General features: G+C 65.5%; 16 protein-coding genes. 7 read left to right on the forward strand and 9 right to left on the reverse strand.

Annotated elements, in window-relative coordinates; genetic code table 11:
- Positions 1-39: 39 nt before the first annotated feature.
- Together gltX and LX70_RS03560 are read left to right on the forward strand one after the other, a co-directional pair.
- Positions 40-1,440 (forward strand): glutamate--tRNA ligase, encoded by a 1,401-nt coding sequence (gltX, locus tag LX70_RS03555; RefSeq protein WP_105513126.1) that lies wholly within the window; start codon positions 40-42, stop codon positions 1,438-1,440.
- Positions 1,441-1,518: 78 nt separating this feature from the next.
- Positions 1,519-2,814, forward strand: coding sequence for a citrate synthase (locus tag LX70_RS03560; protein ID WP_105513584.1), 1,296 nt, complete (start codon positions 1,519-1,521; stop codon positions 2,812-2,814).
- Between the two features lie 55 nt (positions 2,815-2,869).
- Here LX70_RS03560 and LX70_RS03565 read toward each other — a convergent pair whose 3' ends face one another.
- The 9 genes from LX70_RS03565 to LX70_RS03605 all read right to left on the reverse strand — a co-directional run bounded on the left by LX70_RS03565 (position 2,870) and on the right by LX70_RS03605 (position 11,686).
- Positions 2,870-4,795: an elongation factor G gene (locus tag LX70_RS03565; protein ID WP_105513585.1), complete on the reverse strand. Its 1,926-nt coding sequence runs from the start codon at positions 4,793-4,795 to the stop codon at positions 2,870-2,872.
- Positions 4,796-5,040: 245 nt separating this feature from the next.
- Positions 5,041-5,814 (reverse strand): enoyl-CoA hydratase-related protein, encoded by a 774-nt coding sequence (locus LX70_RS03570; RefSeq protein WP_105513127.1) that lies wholly within the window; start codon positions 5,812-5,814, stop codon positions 5,041-5,043.
- A 69-nt stretch (positions 5,815-5,883) separates the two neighbouring features.
- Positions 5,884-6,351 carry a cytochrome c-type biogenesis protein gene (locus LX70_RS03575; RefSeq protein WP_105513128.1) on the reverse strand — a complete coding sequence of 156 codons (468 nt, stop codon included), beginning with the start codon at positions 6,349-6,351 and terminating at the stop codon, positions 5,884-5,886.
- A 3-nt stretch (positions 6,352-6,354) separates the two neighbouring features.
- Complete coding sequence (locus LX70_RS03580) at positions 6,355-8,313, reverse strand: heme lyase CcmF/NrfE family subunit (RefSeq protein ID WP_105513586.1); 1,959 nt, start codon at positions 8,311-8,313, stop codon at positions 6,355-6,357.
- Positions 8,314-8,385: 72 nt separating this feature from the next.
- A complete protein-coding gene (locus LX70_RS03585; RefSeq protein ID WP_105513129.1) occupies positions 8,386-8,880 on the reverse strand; it encodes a holin family protein in 495 nt (164 codons plus the stop codon).
- On the reverse strand, positions 8,871-9,482 hold the full coding sequence (locus tag LX70_RS03590) for a holin-associated N-acetylmuramidase (protein ID WP_105513130.1): 612 nt from the start codon (positions 9,480-9,482) through the stop codon (positions 8,871-8,873). Before LX70_RS03590 ends, LX70_RS03585 begins: the two co-directional genes overlap by 10 nt.
- Positions 9,483-9,525: 43 nt before the next feature.
- Positions 9,526-9,984 (reverse strand): cytochrome c maturation protein CcmE, encoded by a 459-nt coding sequence (ccmE, locus tag LX70_RS03595; protein WP_105513131.1) that lies wholly within the window; start codon positions 9,982-9,984, stop codon positions 9,526-9,528.
- 7 nt (positions 9,985-9,991) lie between these two features.
- Entirely contained in the window at positions 9,992-11,020 is a 1,029-nt protein-coding gene (gene argC, locus LX70_RS03600) for an N-acetyl-gamma-glutamyl-phosphate reductase (protein ID WP_105513132.1), read from the reverse strand.
- Between the two features lie 111 nt (positions 11,021-11,131).
- Complete coding sequence (locus LX70_RS03605) at positions 11,132-11,686, reverse strand: PEP-CTERM sorting domain-containing protein (RefSeq protein WP_245884920.1); 555 nt, start codon at positions 11,684-11,686, stop codon at positions 11,132-11,134.
- A gap of 266 nt (positions 11,687-11,952) precedes the next feature.
- On the opposite strand from LX70_RS03605, the gene LX70_RS03610 reads away from it, so the two are divergent.
- The 5 genes from LX70_RS03610 to LX70_RS03630 all read left to right on the forward strand — a co-directional run bounded on the left by LX70_RS03610 (position 11,953) and on the right by LX70_RS03630 (position 16,425).
- The gene (locus LX70_RS03610) at positions 11,953-12,396 is read left to right on the forward strand and encodes a DUF2852 domain-containing protein (protein ID WP_105513134.1); all 444 of its coding nucleotides are present in this window, start codon (positions 11,953-11,955) and stop codon (positions 12,394-12,396) included.
- Between the two features lie 170 nt (positions 12,397-12,566).
- Positions 12,567-13,403 carry an arginyltransferase gene (locus LX70_RS03615; protein WP_105513135.1) on the forward strand — a complete coding sequence of 279 codons (837 nt, stop codon included), beginning with the start codon at positions 12,567-12,569 and terminating at the stop codon, positions 13,401-13,403.
- Positions 13,400-13,852, forward strand: coding sequence for a VOC family protein (locus LX70_RS03620; RefSeq protein WP_105513136.1), 453 nt, complete (start codon positions 13,400-13,402; stop codon positions 13,850-13,852). Before LX70_RS03615 ends, LX70_RS03620 begins: the two co-directional genes overlap by 4 nt.
- A 69-nt stretch (positions 13,853-13,921) precedes the next feature.
- Positions 13,922-14,509, forward strand: a complete 588-nt coding sequence (locus LX70_RS03625; RefSeq protein WP_105513137.1) for a TRAP transporter small permease subunit — start codon at positions 13,922-13,924, stop codon at positions 14,507-14,509.
- Positions 14,506-16,425 carry a TRAP transporter large permease gene (locus tag LX70_RS03630; protein ID WP_105513138.1) on the forward strand — a complete coding sequence of 640 codons (1,920 nt, stop codon included), beginning with the start codon at positions 14,506-14,508 and terminating at the stop codon, positions 16,423-16,425. The genes LX70_RS03625 and LX70_RS03630 overlap by 4 nt, the downstream gene beginning before the upstream one ends.
- Positions 16,426-16,466: the final 41 nt, after the last annotated feature.

The raw sequence follows: 16,466 nt of genomic DNA on the forward strand, positions 1-16,466 counted from the left end.
ACCCTCCCTCCTCATGGTTTCCGAAAGGTTAACGCGCGCATGTCCGAGATCGTCACCCGTTTCGCGCCCTCTCCCACCGGCTATCTGCATATCGGCGGCGCGCGCACCGCGCTCTTCAACTGGCTCTATGCCCGTGGCCATGGCGGGCGCTTCCTGTTGCGGATCGAGGATACGGACCGCGAGCGGTCGACACCCGAGGCGACGGCGGCGATCCTGAAGGGGCTGACCTGGCTTGGCCTCGACTGGGACGGCGATGTGATCAGCCAGTTCGCCCGCAAGGACCGCCACGGCGAGGTCGCGCATGAGATGCTGGCGCGCGGCACCGCCTACAAGTGTTTCTCCACGCAGGAAGAGATCGCGGCCTTCCGCGAGGCGGAGAAGGCGAAGGGCGTCAGCTACCCCGTGTTCCTGTCGCCCTGGCGCGACGCCGATCCCGCGACCTGGCCGGATGCGCCTTACGTCATCCGCATGAAGGCCCCCCGCGCGGGCGAAACGGTGATCGACGACAAGGTGCAGGGCGCGGTCACGATCCGCAATGAGACGCTGGACGACATGATCGTGCTGCGCTCCGACGGGACGCCGACCTATATGCTGGCCGTCGTGGTGGACGATCACGACATGGGGGTCACCCATGTGATCCGCGGCGACGACCACCTGAACAACGCCGCGCGGCAACAGATGGTCTATGACGCGATGGGTTGGGACGTGCCGGTCTGGGCGCATATACCACTTATTCACGGTCCCGATGGCAAGAAGCTGTCGAAACGCCACGGAGCGGTCGGATTGGAGGAATATCAGGCAATGGGGTATCCCGCCTCGGCGATGCGCAACTACCTTGCGCGGCTCGGCTGGGCGCATGGGGATGACGAATTCTTTACCGACGCGCAGGCGCAGGCGTGGTTCGACCTGCCGGGAATCGGCCGGTCACCCGCGCGGCTCGACTTCAAGAAGCTTGAGAATCTGTCGGGCCAGCATATCGCCGCCATGGCCGACGCCGATCTGATGCCGGAAATTCTGGCATATCGGGCCGCCGCCGACCTGCCAGATCTTTCGCAGGCGCAGAAAGACGGGCTGCTACGCGCCCTTCCGACGGTGAAAGAACGCGCGAAGACATTCCCGGAACTACTTGAAAAGGCTCACTTTATCCTGACGGAACGCCCCATCGCCCTGGACCCGAAGGCGGAACAGGCGCTGGACCCGGTATCCCGTCGTATACTGTCAGAATTGACGCCGCAGCTGCAAAATGCTAGCTGGGAGCGCGACAAGCTGGAAGCCGTTATCGCGGACACAGCCGGGACGCATGGCATCGGGCTCGGCAAGATCGCCGGACCTTTGCGCGCGGCTCTGGCTGGACGCACGGTCACCCCCAGCGTCTTCGATATGATGCTAGTGCTGGGGCGGGAGGAAACCCTCGCCCGGCTGACGGATGCGGCGGACTGAACCGCTCGGCTGGCGGCTGTCCGTATCGTTACCCCTCCGATCCCGCAGATGGTTTCGGACGACCGAAAGGAGCGCTTGATGGCCGACACGACCAAGACCGCAACCCTGACCATTGATGGCAAGTCCTTCGACCTGCCGGTACTGAAACCGTCCGTCGGCCCCGACGTGGTGGACATCCGCAAGCTTTACAGCGACGCCGACGTCTTTACCTACGACCCCGGCTTCACCTCGACCGCCGCGACCGACAGTGCCATCACCTATATCGACGGCGACAAGGGGGAGCTTCTTTATCGCGGCTACCCGATCGAACAGCTGGCCGACAAGTCGCATTACCTCGAAGTCTGCTACCTGCTGCTTTACGGCGAATTGCCCAACGCGCAGGAGATGGAGCAGTTTGAGACCACGGTCACGCGCCACACCATGGTGCATGAGCAGATGCACTATTTCTTCCGGGGTTTCCGCCGTGACGCGCATCCGATGGCGACCATGGTCGGCGTCGTCGGCGCCATGTCGGCCTTCTACCACGACTCGACCGACATCTCCGACCCCTGGCAGCGTGAGGTCGCCGCGATCCGCATGGTCGCCAAGATGCCGACCGTCGCCGCGATGGCCTACAAGTATTCGATCGGCCAGCCCTTCGTCTACCCGAAGAACTCGCTCGATTATGCGGGCAACTTCCTGCACATGTGCTTTGCTGTCCCGTGCGAGGATTATGTGGTCGACCCGATCCTGTCCAAGGCGATGGACCGGATCATGATGCTTCATGCCGATCACGAACAGAACGCCTCCACCTCGACGGTGCGTCTGGCGGGGTCCTCGGGCGCCAACCCCTTTGCCTGCATCGCGGCCGGCATCGCCTGCCTTTGGGGGCCTGCCCATGGCGGCGCCAACCAGGCCTGCCTTGAGATGCTGCGCGAGATCGGGACGGTGGACCGCATCCCCGAATTCATCGCGCGGGCCAAGGACAAGAACGATCCCTTCCGCCTGATGGGCTTTGGCCACCGGGTCTACAAGAACTTCGACCCGCGCGCGAAGGTGATGAAGGAAAGCGCCGACGAGGTGCTGGACCTTCTCGGCATCCACAACAACGAGACGCTGAAGGTCGCCAAGGAACTGGAAAAGATCGCGCTTGAGGATGAGTACTTCGTGTCGAAGAAGCTCTACCCCAACGTCGATTTCTACTCCGGCATCATCCTTGAGGCGATGGGCTTCCCGACCTCGATGTTCACCCCGATCTTCGCGCTGTCGCGCACCGTGGGCTGGATTTCGCAGTGGAAGGAAATGCTGGGCGATCCGACGCAGAAGATCGGCCGCCCGCGCCAGCGCTATATCGGCGCCCCGGCCCGCGACTATGTCGAGGTTCCCAACCGCTAAGCACTTATAGTGAGACAGAAAAAGGGCCGTCCCTCGCGGGGCGGCCCTTGATCGTTCAGGCGTCGGCGAACTCCTTCGAAATCCGCTCCGCCTCACGGCCATAGATCTCCTCATAGTGGTCGAAGGCCTGCTCATGCCAGGCGGTGCCTTGCGTCGCGCCGCCCAGGGCGGTGACCAGCCCCTCCTCTGCCGAGGCGGGCAGAAGCGCGCGAAAAAGGTCCCAGCCACGATAGTCCGGGTCGCGGTCGAAGCCCAGAACCTGCCCCTTCAGCGAGGAGATCATCGACACCATCGCCCCGGAATAGATCGACGGCACATGGATGTCGATCCGGTCGATGGGCTGCAACAGGATCGGCCCGGCCTTGGGCAGCCCCTCACGCAGCGCCATCCGCCCGGCGGTACGGAAGGCGAAATCGTTGCTGTCGACCGCGTGATGCTTGCCATCGGTCAACGTCACCGCGATATCGGTCACCGGAAAGCCCAGCGGCCCCTTGTCCAGCGCCTCGCGCGCGCCCTCCTCGACCGAAGGGATGAAGTTGCGCGGCACCGCGCCGCCCTTCACGACCTCGGCAAAGACGAACCCCTCGCCCCGCCCGGCGGGCTTCAGTATCACCGCGACATCGGCGAACTGGCCCGCGCCACCCGATTGCTTGCGATGGCGGTAATGCTCCTCCACGGGTTTTGAGATCGTCTCAAGATAGCGCGGGCTTGGCGCCTGGGTCGCGATCTCGATCCCGAAATCCTCCCCCAGGCTGGTCATCACCTGGCGTTCGTGCATCGGTCCCTGAAAGCGCAGCATCGCATGGCCCGTGGCCGCGTCCTGTTCCAGCCGCAGCATCGGGTCGGCCTCTGCCAGCCGCGCCAGCGCCGCCGACAGGCGCACCTCGTCGCGCTCATGCACCGGGGTCACCACGCGGGCGACGGCGGGCGGGCAGCCCTGCCCCCAGTCTGGCACCGACCGCGCGGCACCGGCGGAAAAGACCCGCCCCGCGTCCAGCTGGTCGGACTTGACCGAAATCCCGATCTCCCCCGGTTCAAGGTGATCCTTGCCGGGCTTGCCCCCCGGCTCGGCAATCCCGCCAAGGCCGCCGCCCGCCAGTTGGCCACCCGCGCGCACGCCATCGGCCAGCGCCCGCAGGATCACGCATTTGCCCAGATGCTTGCGGATCTGGGCGTGAAAGCCGACCGCGATGGCATCCCCGCCACCCAGCCGGTCGCGCAACACATCGACCTGCGGCACCTCATGGCGCAAGGCCTTCATCATCCGCAGGATGCCATGGCGGTGGCTGGCAGAGCCAAGGAACGCGGGCAGAAGCGCGCGGTCCTGCGTCTCGCGCCGGGCGATTTCATAAAGCGCACCCTGCGCCGGTTCGTGATCCTCGATCAATTCCTCAAGCAAAGCGTCATCGAAATCCGACATATGCTCCAGAAGCTCCGCCCGCGCCTCATGCTCCCGCTCGGCCTCGGCCTTGGGCATCGCCACAAGCTGCGAATGCTGCCCCTCGCGGTAGCGCCAGGCGCGTTCGGAAATCAGGTCGATGGCGCCCACGACCTCGCCATTCTCGCGGATCGGGACCTGGCGCAAGACGATCGGATGGCGCGAATAGGCCTGCAAGGCCGACACGATGTCACGCACCCGGCCCTTGGGCGCGTCCATCCGGTTGATGAAGAGGAAACAGGGCAGTTCCGCCGCCTCGATGGCGCGCAGCCAGGGCGCGGCCAGCACCGCCTCCTCCGGGTCGGGCGCGACGCAGAGGATCGCGGCATCGGCCGCCAGAAGCGCCGCGCCCCCCATGCGGGCGAATTCCGGCCCGCCCGCGACGTCGAGAACGCCCCAGTCCTCCCCCATGAAACGAAAACGGCTAAGGCTCAGATGACCGGCCGTCTCCGATGCGGGATGGGCGTCTTCCAGCGCGCCAAGCGCCTTCACCAGCTCCGATTTTCCCGATTGAGACGGCCCGAGTACCGCGACGCAGCGCATGGCATGTTCCCCCTTCGGCACATTGTGACCGGCGCATCGAAATGCCTGGGCCCCCGTGCCGTCCGAGGGCCTGCGCCCTGATGGCCAAAGTCTCTGCCCGCCCCGCCCCGCGGTCAAGCGGCGAAGTGCCGCGTCTTCACGGTGGCAAAAATACTCCCGCCGGAGGCGAAGCCCGAGCGGCCCTGCCCAGGCAGGGCTGCGAGAGATAAAGATGGCGCGGGAACCGCGCCGCCGCTTCGGTAACCTTACCGGCCCCGGAACCGCGCCGGGCGCTTTTCCAGAAACGCCGTCACCCCTTCGCGGAAATCTTCCGAGGCGCCGCATTCGGCCTGAAGCCGCGCCTCAAGCGCCAGTTGCGTATCAAGGTCATTGGCAAAACTCTCGCGCAGCGCGCGTTTCAGGTGGCGGAAGGCCACCGTCGGCCCCTCGGCCAGGTGCTGCGCGTTCGACCGCCATGTCGCCTCAAAGGCCTCATCCGCGACATAGTCCCAGATCATGCCCCAGTCATGCGCCTCGCGCGCGCCGATCTTGCCCGCGAACAGCGCCGCCCCCATGGCGCGGGCAAAACCCACCTGGCGTGGCAGCCAATAGGTGCCGCCCGCGTCGGGGATCAGCCCGATCCGGGTGAAGGCCTGCACGAAGGTGGCGCTTTCGGCGGCGATGACGACATCGGCGGCCAGCGCGAGGTTGGCCCCGGCCCCGGCGGCGACCCCGTTGACAGCGGCGATGACCGGCACCGGCGCGTCATAGATCGCCTTCAAAAGCGGCTCATATTCATCCCGCAGCGTCGCCTCAAGGTCGATATCGGCCGCGTTGCCGCCATCGGCAAGGTCCTGGCCGGATGAGAAGGCCCGCCCCGCCCCGGTCAGGACGATGACCCGCGCGGTCTGCGCAGCCTCAAGCAGCGCCGCCGTCAGCGTGCGCCGCATCTCCCCGTTCAGCGCGTTCATCACCTCGGGCCGGTTCAGCGTCAGAACCGTCATGCCCCCGGTGGTCTCGATCAGGACCGTATCGGCCATCGCCTCTCCCCTCGCCATATCGGCGTCAGAATGCGGGCGAAGCCCCCTGGACGAAAGCCTGACGGAACGTCACGAGTTCAGAATTTCCGACAGCCGCTTTTCTTCCTCATCCGAAAGCGGCGCCACGGCGGGTTCGCTGGCCGACCGGCGGCGGCGCAGATAGACCCCGGCCCCGATCAGCCCGATCAAAAGCGCCCCCGGCCCCGCCACCCACAACAGCAGGTTCGACCCGCGCGCGGTGGGATTCAGCAGGACATATTCGCCGTAACGGGAGACGAGGTAATCGGCCACCTGCGTATCGCTGTCCCCGGCCACCAGCCGTTCGCGCACCAGAAGGCGCAGGTCGCGGGCCAGATCGGCGTTCGAATCGTCGATATTCTCATTGCGGCAGACAAGGCAGCGCAGCCCCGCGCTGATCGAGCGCGCCCGCGCCTCAAGCGCGGGATCGGCCAGCACTTCGTCCGGCTGGACGGCGGCGGCGGGGAGCGCCGACAGAAGCGCCGCGGCAAGGGTCAGGGCGGGCAGGAAACGGGCCATGGCTTACTCCGCCGGTTGGGCGATGGGCGTGCGGCGGCGCGCGCCGGCGGCGACCCGGTAGCGCCGGTCGGTCAGCGACAGAAGCCCGCCAAGGGCCATGATGATCGTGCCCCCCCAGATCCAGTTGGCGAAGGGCTTGATATAGGTCCGGACCGCCCAGCCGCCATTGTCCTGCGGATCGCCGATCACGACGTAAAGATCGCGGAAGACGCCATTGGAAATCGCCGCCTCGGTCGTGGGCATGGCGGCGACGGGATAGACGCGCTTTTCGGGGAACAGCTCGGCCACCTGCCGGCCGTCCTTCGCGATCCCGATCCGCGCCTGCGTGGCGTTGAAGTTCGGCCCCTGCACCTTTTCCACATCGGCCAGCGTGACCGCATAGCCGCCGACCTCGAAGGTTTCGCCGATCTGGGCGGTGCGGATATCCTCGACATTCCAGGCCATCATCAGGGCGATGCCGATGAAAGTGATGCCCAGCCCGCCATGGGCAGAGCCCCGGCCCCAGTCGGCACGCGGCAGGCGGGCCAGCCGCCCGGCCTTGCGGCCAGCGCGGGTCCAGAGGTCGATCGCGGCCCCCGCCATCAGCCAGACCCCCAGCGCCACGCCCACCGGCGCAAGGATCGGGCGGCCGGTGCCGACCGCCCATGTCAGCGCGGCCAGCGCGAAGGCCAGAAGGGCCGCGGGCGCAAGGCTGCGCAACACCCGCCCCGCCCGCGCGCGTTTCCACGGCATGAGGGAGCCTATGGGCAGCAGCACCGCCAGAAGCACCATGAAGGGGGTGAAGGCGGCCTCGAAAAACGGCGCGCCGACGGAAAGTTTGCGCGCAAAGGCCAGTTCCGCGACCAAGGGCCAGATCGTGCCGACGAAGACGACGAAGGCCGCGACCGCCAGCAGGACATTGTTCATCACCAGCGCCGATTCGCGGCTGACAAGGCCGAAGACGCCCTTCGCCTCCATCACGCCCGCGCGGAACGCATAAAGCGTCAGCGCGCCGCCGACGAAGACGGCGAGGATGGCAAGGATGAACACCCCACGCTCGGGGTCGTTGGCGAAAGCATGGACCGAGGTGATGACGCCCGAGCGCACGATGAAGGTGCCGATCAGCGAGAAGCCGAAGGCGATGATCGCCAGAAGGATGGTCCAGGCTTTCAGCGCCTCGCGCTTTTCCACGACGATGGCGGAATGCAAAAGCGCGGTCGCCACCAGCCAGGGCATGAAGCTGGCGTTTTCGACCGGGTCCCAGAACCAGAACCCGCCCCAGCCAAGTTCGTAATAGGCCCACCACGACCCCAGCGCGATGCCGATGGTCAGGAACATCCACGCGGCCAGCGTCCAGGGCCGCACCCAGCGCGCCCAGGCGGCGTCCACGCGCCCCTCGATCAGGGCGGCGACGGCGAAGGAAAACGCCATCGAAAGGCCGACATAACCGAGGTAGAGGAAGGGCGGATGGAAGGCGAGGCCGGGGTCCTGCAACAGCGGGTTCAGGTCCTGCCCGTTGAAGGGCGGCTCTGCCAGCCGCAGGAAGGGGTTCGAGGTAAAGATGATGAAGGCGAGGAAGGCCACCCCGATCAGCCCCTGAACCGCCAGCACCCGCGCCCTGAGCCGGTCGGGCAATGCGCCCCCGAACCAGGCCGCCGCACCGCCGAAAAGCGCCAGGATCAGCACCCAGAGCAGCATGGAGCCTTCATGGTTCCCCCAGACGCCCGAGACCTTGTAAAGCATCGGTTTTGCGGTGTGGGAGTTTTCGTAAACCAGCTTCAGCGAGAAGTCCGAGGTCACGAAGGCATGGGTCAGCGCCGCGAAGGAAATCGCGATGCAGATGAATTGCAGGGTCGCCGCCGCAGGGGCGAGCGCCATCCAGGAGGTCCATCCCTTCTGCGCGCCGACAAGCGGCAGCGTGCCTTGCACGAGGGCAATGGCAAGGGCGAGGATAAGGGTGAAGTGGCCAAGTTCCGCGATCATGGCGCGCACCATACCGGCAAGTTGGGTCAGCGCCAATGGGCTGCGCCGCCATGTCGCGGGGCTGTGAAAGGTTCAGCGGTCTTGCCGCTGCCGCCAGGCGTCGAGCGCGGCGTTCTCGCCCCCCGGCGCGCCGGGCGCTGCGGGTTCGGACGGCGCCACCATCACCGGCCGGCCGGTGCGGAAATAATGCGCCTCGCGCGCGCCGAAATAGAAGCCGACAATCGCCGCCAGCAACCACCAGAGCGGGTCAGGAACATGGTTCAGCCCGATCATCCGGCGCGAAAAACTGTCCGGGTCGATCATCGCATAGACGAAAAGACCCAGCGTCCCCAAGGCCAGCGCCGGGCGCGGCAAGCGGTTGAGACCATTGACGAAACGGTCGAACCAGCCATCGCGGACATATTGAAACTCCGCCCCGTACTCCCCCAGCGCGGCGATATAGGCGTCATGCGCCGCCTGCATCTTTTTCGTGGCGTTGGGGGTAAAGACCTCGGCCACGCCCGTCGCCGCCTGCCCGATGGCCGTGGTCGCCGCAGGCGCCCCGAGGATGCGCCCGATCAGCCCCATTTTGCCACCCGCGCGCGATGCTCTGCCTCACTCAGGTGATAGGCGGGGGAGATGAATTCCTCTGCCCGGCTGATCCAGCCGCCCTTGCCGCCATCGCGGCGGCGCGCGTATTTGCGGCTGGCGGGGCGCGCGTCGGCCAGCGCGTAGTAGTAGTTCCGCCGCGCGATCCCGTAGGCATCGGCGAACAGCCCCGGATCGACGCGGGCCGCCTCTTTGGCCGCCGCACAGGTCCTTGGCCCAAGCGCGCCATCGACGGCAAGGCCATGGCCCATCTGGTTCAAGAGCCGTTGCAGGATGCGCACCGCGTTGGCGCCTGCGTTGACATACATGTCGAAGACCGAGGGCTGCACCGCCTCCGGCAGGCCACCGATGCCGGTTTCGTCAAAGAAATGGCGGACATAGATTTCCGCCGCCTTCTCCGGCGTCAGCCTGCGCAGGTCGGCCCCGCTCACCCGCCCGTCGCCGGTCAGATCGACGCCCAGACGTTGCAGCGTGTTCAGCGTGACGCCATGCTTCGTCGCCCCGCCCGGATCGTCGGGGTCGTTCACATAGCCGCCCTCGCGGGCGACGATTTCCTTGGCGATGTCGATGACGCTTTGCATGGCCCCGGTCCCTGATTGCGGGGCCAAGGCTCATCCGAATTGGTTAATTCGTTGCGGGGGCATCGTTCGGATCGACATACATGCCCTGATCCTTCAGCGCGTCGATCACTTCCTTGGGCATGTAGGTTTCGTCATGCTTGGCGAGAATCTCGGTCGCGACGAAGGTGCCGTCGATATATTTTCCGGTCGCCACGACGCCCTCATTCTCGCCGAACAGATCCGGCAAGACGCCGGTATAGCTGACCGGGATCGTGGCGTTGGTGTCGGTGACCTTGAAGGTGATCTCCGCCCCCTGCCCGCGCACCAGGCTGCCCTCCTCGACCAGACCGCCGATGCGGAAGGTTTCGTTCGGGGCCGGGGCCTTTTCGGCCACTTCGGTGGGCGAGCGGAAATATTGCAGCGCGTTCGGCGCGGCAAGGTAGAAGGCCGCGAAACTTGCCCCCATCGCCACGAAGGCAAGGATGATGATCTGGATACGGCGCTGTTTTTTCAGACCTTTCATGTGATCCTCACGGGAAGACGGGGGCCAGCATCAGCCCCGCCGTTTCATCAAGGCCCAGCATCAGGTTGGCGTTCTGCACCGCCTGACCGGAGGAGCCCTTGTTGAGGTTGTCAAGCGCGGCGACGACCAGCGCCCGGCCGGGCTTGCGGTCGCCGATGACGCCGATCTGGCAGAAGTTCGACCCGGCCACCGCCCCCGTCCCCGGCGCCTGACCGAAGGGCAGGACGTTCAGGAACGGCTCATCCGCATAGCGCGCCGCAAGGGCCGCGTGGATCGCGGTCGCATCGCCCCGGACGTAGCAAGAGGCAAGGATGCCGCGCGACATTGGCACAAGATGGGGGGTGAACATGATCTCGACCTTGCGGCCCGCGATAAGGCTGAACTCCTGATCGAATTCTCCCAGATGGCGGTGCTTGCCGCCTTGACTATAGCCAAGGACGTCGGTCTGCCGCTCGGTAAACAGCATGTTTTCCTTGAGCGACCGCCCGGCACCGGAAATCCCGTTCTTCAGGTCGCAGATGATGTCGTCGAGGTCGATCAGCCCGGCCTCGATCAGCGGGCGCAGCGCGAATTGCACGGTCGCGGCGTTGCAGCCGGTTCCGGCGACCAGCCGCGCGGTGCGAATGTCGTCGCGGTAGAACTCGGTCAGGCCGTAAACCGCCTCTTTCTGCAAATCGACCGCGACATGGGGCGCGCCGTACCATTTTTCATAAGCCGCCGGGTCGCGGAGGCGGAAATCGGCGCCCAGATCGACAACCTTCACCGTTTTCGGCAGGTCGCGCACAAGCGCCTGGCTCAGCCCATGGGGCAGCGCCGCGAAGACAAGGTCGATGGCGGAAAAGTCGATCGCCTCGATCGTGGTCAGGGTCGGAAGGGTCAGGTGGCGCAGATGCGGAAAGACCGCGGCCATCTCCATCCCGGCCTTGCGGTCGGCGGAAAGGGCCGCGATCTCCATCCCCGGATGGGTCGCGATCAGGCGGACGAGTTCGGCGCCGGTATAGCCCGAAGCGCCCAGAATCGCGATTTTCTTGCCCATGACCTGTCTCCCGCGCGGTGTCACCGGGGGTCATGTCGCGCGGGCGCGCGAGAATCAACCCAAATCTGCGTTAGCAGGCCGGGCTGCGGCGCGAGGTCTCAGGCCCGCGCCTCAGGCGGCGCGGCGCGCCCTGCGCCGCCAGGAGACCGCGCCAACCCCGCCAAGACCGGCCAGCAACAGCGCCGCCGAGGCCGGCAGCGGCACCGGCGCAGGGGCATTGCCCGGAATGCTGATCGAATAGCTCACCGGCGATCCCAGCGCCAGGGCGAGGCTGACGAAGAGCGAGCCGTTGAACGAGGAATCGAGGTTGAAGCTGAGCGTCTGGGTGGTCGAGGAGAAGAACCCGAAATCGTAGATCGAGAACGCCCCCGCGAGGGTACCGTCGGTCGAGGTGGTGAAGGGCTGCGTCGAATAGCGCAGCGTCCCGGAACTGATGAAGAAGCTGCCGACACTCGGCGAGGTGAAGGTCACCGACACAGTCTGCGCCCCGGCGGCAAGCCCGTTGAATTCTACGAAATCGAGATCGCCGACGCTGGTCGCGCCGTCCACCGTCTCATATCCGTTACCAATGACGGTGGGGGCAGCATAATCGTTGCTGAAATCACCCAGGCTGCCCTCATTGATGGTCGCCGCGCCCGACGGTGCGGACATGAGGACGACAGTCACGGAAGAAGCCGCCATGGCTTTGATAAAGTTATAAAAAACCATTACTCAACCTTTCAGTATCTCGGTTTCCACGGTTAAACTAGAAGGCAATCGTGGACAGAAAATGAAGAGATTGTGGCAACCGGACCGAAATCTGCCCCCCACCCCGCACAACCAGCCGCGCGAAAAAATGTAAATTTCTTTTACATGAACCCTTGACCCGGCCCCGGTGAATACCGATCTCCTGTCATGTGAAACGCATTCACATATACAAACGGAGGTTTTCAATGTCCACCATCGCTGCCTGGCCGTCACGGGCGGAAATGTGGCTCGACCAGCGCGGCAAGGGCGCGTGGATCGCGGCCATGGTTCTCGGCTTCATCTTCTTCTGGCCCGTCGGCCTCGCCCTTCTTGCCTATATGATCTGGAGCAAACGCATGTTTTCGAAATGTCAGGGCCGTCTGGCCCATCACGACCGCCACGCTGAGATGAACCAGATGCGGATGCGCCGCTACGGGTTCCGCCCCTCGGGCAACTCGGCCTTCGACGCCTACAAGGCCGACACGCTTGACCGGCTTGAGAGCGAGCAGGACGAATTCGAAGCCTTCCTGAAGCGCCTGCGGGACAGCAAGGACAAGGCGGAATTCGACGAATACATGGACGAACGCGCCCGTGCCGCGAAATCCGAAGGCCATGAGGAAGGCCCCGAACCCGGCCGCGGCGCCTACTGATCGCCCGCACCCACCCGATGCAAGGACCGGCCGACCGCCGGTCCTTTGCCATGTGACCGCCATCTTCCTGCCCCGCCGCGCGGGGTAACTCCGCTCTTGGCTGATTCAGTTCGGCTTGCTAACGTCCGCCTGTCACGATCCTGTAACCGAAGACCGATCAACGCGCCGCAATGCGTCACACGCTTCCCATAGCGCCCCAGTTCTATGTGACGGCCCCACAACCCTGCCCCTATCTTGACGGGCGGTCGGAGCGGAAGCTGTTCACGGCCCTTCAGGGCGACAATGCCGAGCGGCTGAACGACGCGCTGTCCAAGCAGGGCTTCCGGCGGTCGCAGAACGTGCTTTACCGGCCCTCCTGCGCGGAATGCAACGCCTGCCTGTCGGCCCGTATCCGGGTGGCGGACTTTCAGCCGAACAAAAGCCAGCGCCGGACGCTGAAAAAGAACGCCTACCTGCGCCGCGACGCGACCAGCCCCTGGGCGACCGAGGATCAGTACGGCCTGTTCCGCCGCTACCTCGACAGCCGTCACGCCGATGGCGGCATGGCCGACATGGACATCTTCGAATTCGCCGCGATGATCGAGGAGACGCCGGTCAAAAGCCGCGTCGTCGAATATTCCGCGGCGCCCGAACCCGGCCAGATGCGCCGCACCCTGACCGCCGTCTGCCTGACCGATGTCCTCGATGACGGGCTGAGCATGGTCTACAGCTTTTACGACCCCGACAGGATCGGCGACAGCCTGGGGACCTATATCATCCTCGATCATGTAGAGATCGCGCGGAAGGCGGGGCTGCCTTACGTCTATCTTGGCTATTGGGTGCCGGGCAGCCGCAAGATGGGTTACAAGGCGGGCTTCGACGCGCTTGAGATCTACAAGAACGGCCGCTGGCAGGACATCGGCAACCCCGCCGACCACAGCGCCGAGACCCATCCCCTGTCCGTCGACCCCATCGCCGAACAGGTCGCCCGCATCGCGCTGCCCGACACCCGTCCCTCGCGCGGATGACAGGCCCGCAACAGTCGCTTTTCGCGCTGACCCTTGTCGTGCCGGAGTATGAGGCCGCGCTGGCCTTCTATGTCAGGACGCTTGGCTTTCGCGTGCTTGAGGATGTGGATCAGGGGACCAAGCGCTGGATCCGCATCGCGCCGCCCGGCCCCGGGAATGGCGCCTCGCTTGTCCTTGGCCGGGCGACAGGCGCACAGCAGCGTGCAGCGGTGGGGGCGCAAAGCGGCGGGCGGGTGTTCCTGTTCCTTGAAACCGACGATTTCGCCCGCGACCATGCCGCGATGCTGGCCGCCGGTGTCAGTTTCGAAGAGGCGCCCCGGCACGAAAGCTACGGCATCGTCGCGGTCTGGCGCGACCCTTTCGGCAACCGCTGGGACCTCTTGCAGCGGCATGACGCTGCGGCAGGCTGCCCCGGTGGCCCGCAAACGTCAACTGAACGGTTGAACTGACGCCGCGATCCGGGCCACCATGGCCGGAAAACAGGTCCGGTCGAATCCGGCGCGACAAGGGGATTCCTCATGCAAATGTTCCTGGCGCTGTCCCGCGCCATCGACTGGATCAATGAGTCGATCGGCAAGGCCGTCGGCTGGCTGATCCTGATCTCGATCTTCGTCAGTGCCGGCAATGCCGTGATCCGCAAGATCGCGCCCGCCTATTCGTCGAACGCCTGGCTTGAGCTGCAATGGTATCTCTACGGCGCCGCCTTCATGATGGCCGCCGCCTATACGCTGAAGCAGAACGAACATATCCGCATCGACATCCTTTACGGCATGTGGTCGCGCAAGACGCAGCACCGGATCGACCTGTTCGGGCATGTCTTCTTCCTCTTGCCCTTCGTCACGCTGATGGTCTGGCTGCTGATCCCCTATGTGACCAAGTCCTTCCATTCGGGAGAGCATTCGTCGAACTCCGGCGGGTTGATCCTCTGGCCCGCCAAGGCGCTTCTGCTGATCGGTTTCGGTCAGCTTCTGGCACAGGCATTCTCCGAGATCGTCAAGAAGATCGCCGTCATGCGCGGGCTGATCGAGGACCCGACACCCTTCGTCTCATCGCATCATGCGGCCGAGATCGAGGCCGAAGATCTGGCGGGCGAGGTGAAGAAATGATGGAATTCATCGCGCTGAACATGGCGCCGATCATGTTCGCCTCGCTGGTGGTCTTCCTCCTGCTGGGCTATCCGGTTGCCTTCTCGCTGGCTGCCAACGGGCTTTTGTTCTTCATCATCGGCGTCGAACTCGCGCCCCTGTCGAACGGCACGATCACGCTTGACTGGCCCTTGCTTGGCACCTTGCCAAACCGGGAATGGGGGGTCTTGTCGAACGAGACATTGCTGGCCATCCCCTTCTTCACCTTCATGGGGATCGTGCTGGAACGATCCGGCATGGCCGAGGATCTTCTCGACACCATCGGGCAGTTGTTCGGCCCGGTGCGCGGCGGGCTTGCCTATGCGGTCATCATCGTCGGCGCGCTGCTGGCGGCGACCACGGGCGTCGTCGCGGCGAGCGTTATCGCGATGGGCCTGATCTCCCTGCCGATCATGCTGCGCTACGGCTATGACCGGCGGGTGGCAACCGGGGCCATCGCGGCGTCAGGCACGCTGGCGCAGATCATTCCGCCCTCGCTTGTCCTCATCATCCTGGCCGACCAGCTTGGCCGGTCGGTGGGCGATATGTACAAGGCCGCGCTGATCCCCGGCCTCGTGCTGACCGGCATCTACATGGGCTATATCTTCGTCGTCTCGATCCTGCGCCCGTCATGGGTGCCGGCCCTGCCGAAAGAGGCGCGCACGCTGGGCTCGGGCGTGATGTCGCTTTTCGTCGCGCTGGCGATCACGCTGGCGGCAGGCTACGGGTTCTACCGCTGGCTTGAGCCGACCCAGGGCGCGGATGCCGACATTCTGGCCGCCGCGCTGGCGGTGATCCTGATCTACGCCCTTGCCGTGGCCGACAAGGCGCTGAACACCAACGTCATGTCGCGGCTGGCCCAACAGGTCGTCATCGTCCTGATCCCGCCACTCGCGCTGATCTTCCTTGTCCTCGGCACCATCTTCCTTGGCATCGCGACGCCGACCGAGGGCGGCGCCATGGGCGCGGTGGGCGCGCTCTTGCTCGCCGCCGTCAAGCGGCGGCTGAACCTTGACGTGATCCGTCAGGCGCTGGCCTCCACCACGCGGCTTTCGGCCTTCGTCATGTTCATCCTGCTTGGCGCGCGGGTCTTTTCGCTGACCTTCTACGGCGTCAACGGGCATCTCTGGGTCGAACACCTGCTGACCTCGCTGCCCGGCGGCGAATACGGCTTCCTCATCGTCGTGTCGCTTCTGGTCTTCGTGCTGGCCTTCTTCCTCGACTTCTTCGAACTGGCCTTCATCATCGTTCCCCTGCTGGCCCCGGCGGCCGAGACGCTGGGCATCGACCTGATCTGGTTCGGCATCATCCTGGGCGTGAACATGCAAACCAGCTTCATGCACCCGCCCTTCGGCTTCGCGCTGTTCTACCTGCGCTCGGTCGCGCCGCGCGCGCCCTATACCGACAAGGTCACGGGGGCCGAGATGGCGCCGGTCACGACGGGTCAGATCTACTGGGGCGCGGTGCCCTTCGTCGGCATCCAGATCGTGATGATCGCTCTGGTGATCCTCTTCCCGCAGATGGTCATGCACTACAAGGGGCCGCCGGTGGACACCTCGAACGTGACCTTCACCATCCCCTCGGCAGGCGGTCTTGGCGGCGGCCTGGGCGGCCTCGGCGGCCTGACCCCGCCGGGCGGCGGCGATCAGGGCGGTGGCCTTGGCGGCGGTCTGGGTGGTGGTCTGGGCGGCGGCCTTGGTGGCGATCTGGGCGGGGCGCCCAACTTCGGCACCACCCCGGCCCCGGCGGACGGCACCCCCGCCCCCGGCGCCACGGACCTGAGCCAGCCACCCAGCTTCGGCGCCCCCTCCGGCACGGAAGCCCCCCAACCGGCGGTCCCCGACCTGAGCCAGCCGCCCAGCTTCGGCGCACCGGCAACAGGCGGCGCGGACAACTGATCGGGCAAGACAGGAACGGCGGCCCTTGGGGCCGCCGTTTC

This window comes from Albidovulum denitrificans (genome assembly GCF_002973535.1).
Taxonomy (GTDB): Bacteria; Pseudomonadota; Alphaproteobacteria; order Rhodobacterales; family Rhodobacteraceae; genus Albidovulum; species Albidovulum denitrificans.

Bases quoted from the DNA above. Each gene is read 5' to 3' on its own strand.
- LX70_RS03570 (WP_105513127.1), bottom strand. From the start codon at position 5,814: ATGGCCGATACGGTCCTGATCGAGACCACCGGGGGCATGACGGTTCTG.
- gltX (WP_105513126.1), top strand. From the start codon at position 40: ATGTCCGAGATCGTCACCCGTTTCGCGCCCTCTCCCACCGGCTATCTG.
- LX70_RS03585 (WP_105513129.1), bottom strand. From the start codon at position 8,880: ATGGGGCTGATCGGGCGCATCCTCGGGGCGCCTGCGGCGACCACGGCC.
- LX70_RS03630 (WP_105513138.1), top strand. From the start codon at position 14,506: ATGATGGAATTCATCGCGCTGAACATGGCGCCGATCATGTTCGCCTCG.
- LX70_RS03610 (WP_105513134.1), top strand. From the start codon at position 11,953: ATGTCCACCATCGCTGCCTGGCCGTCACGGGCGGAAATGTGGCTCGAC.
- LX70_RS03625 (WP_105513137.1), top strand. From the start codon at position 13,922: ATGCAAATGTTCCTGGCGCTGTCCCGCGCCATCGACTGGATCAATGAG.
- LX70_RS03560 (WP_105513584.1), top strand. From the start codon at position 1,519: ATGGCCGACACGACCAAGACCGCAACCCTGACCATTGATGGCAAGTCC.
- LX70_RS03575 (WP_105513128.1), bottom strand. From the start codon at position 6,351: ATGGCCCGTTTCCTGCCCGCCCTGACCCTTGCCGCGGCGCTTCTGTCG.
- LX70_RS03580 (WP_105513586.1), bottom strand. From the start codon at position 8,313: ATGATCGCGGAACTTGGCCACTTCACCCTTATCCTCGCCCTTGCCATT.
- ccmE (WP_105513131.1), bottom strand. From the start codon at position 9,984: ATGAAAGGTCTGAAAAAACAGCGCCGTATCCAGATCATCATCCTTGCC.
- LX70_RS03615 (WP_105513135.1), top strand. From the start codon at position 12,567: ATGCGTCACACGCTTCCCATAGCGCCCCAGTTCTATGTGACGGCCCCA.
- LX70_RS03590 (WP_105513130.1), bottom strand. From the start codon at position 9,482: ATGCAAAGCGTCATCGACATCGCCAAGGAAATCGTCGCCCGCGAGGGC.
- LX70_RS03620 (WP_105513136.1), top strand. From the start codon at position 13,400: ATGACAGGCCCGCAACAGTCGCTTTTCGCGCTGACCCTTGTCGTGCCG.
- LX70_RS03565 (WP_105513585.1), bottom strand. From the start codon at position 4,795: ATGCGCTGCGTCGCGGTACTCGGGCCGTCTCAATCGGGAAAATCGGAG.
- argC (WP_105513132.1), bottom strand. From the start codon at position 11,020: ATGGGCAAGAAAATCGCGATTCTGGGCGCTTCGGGCTATACCGGCGCC.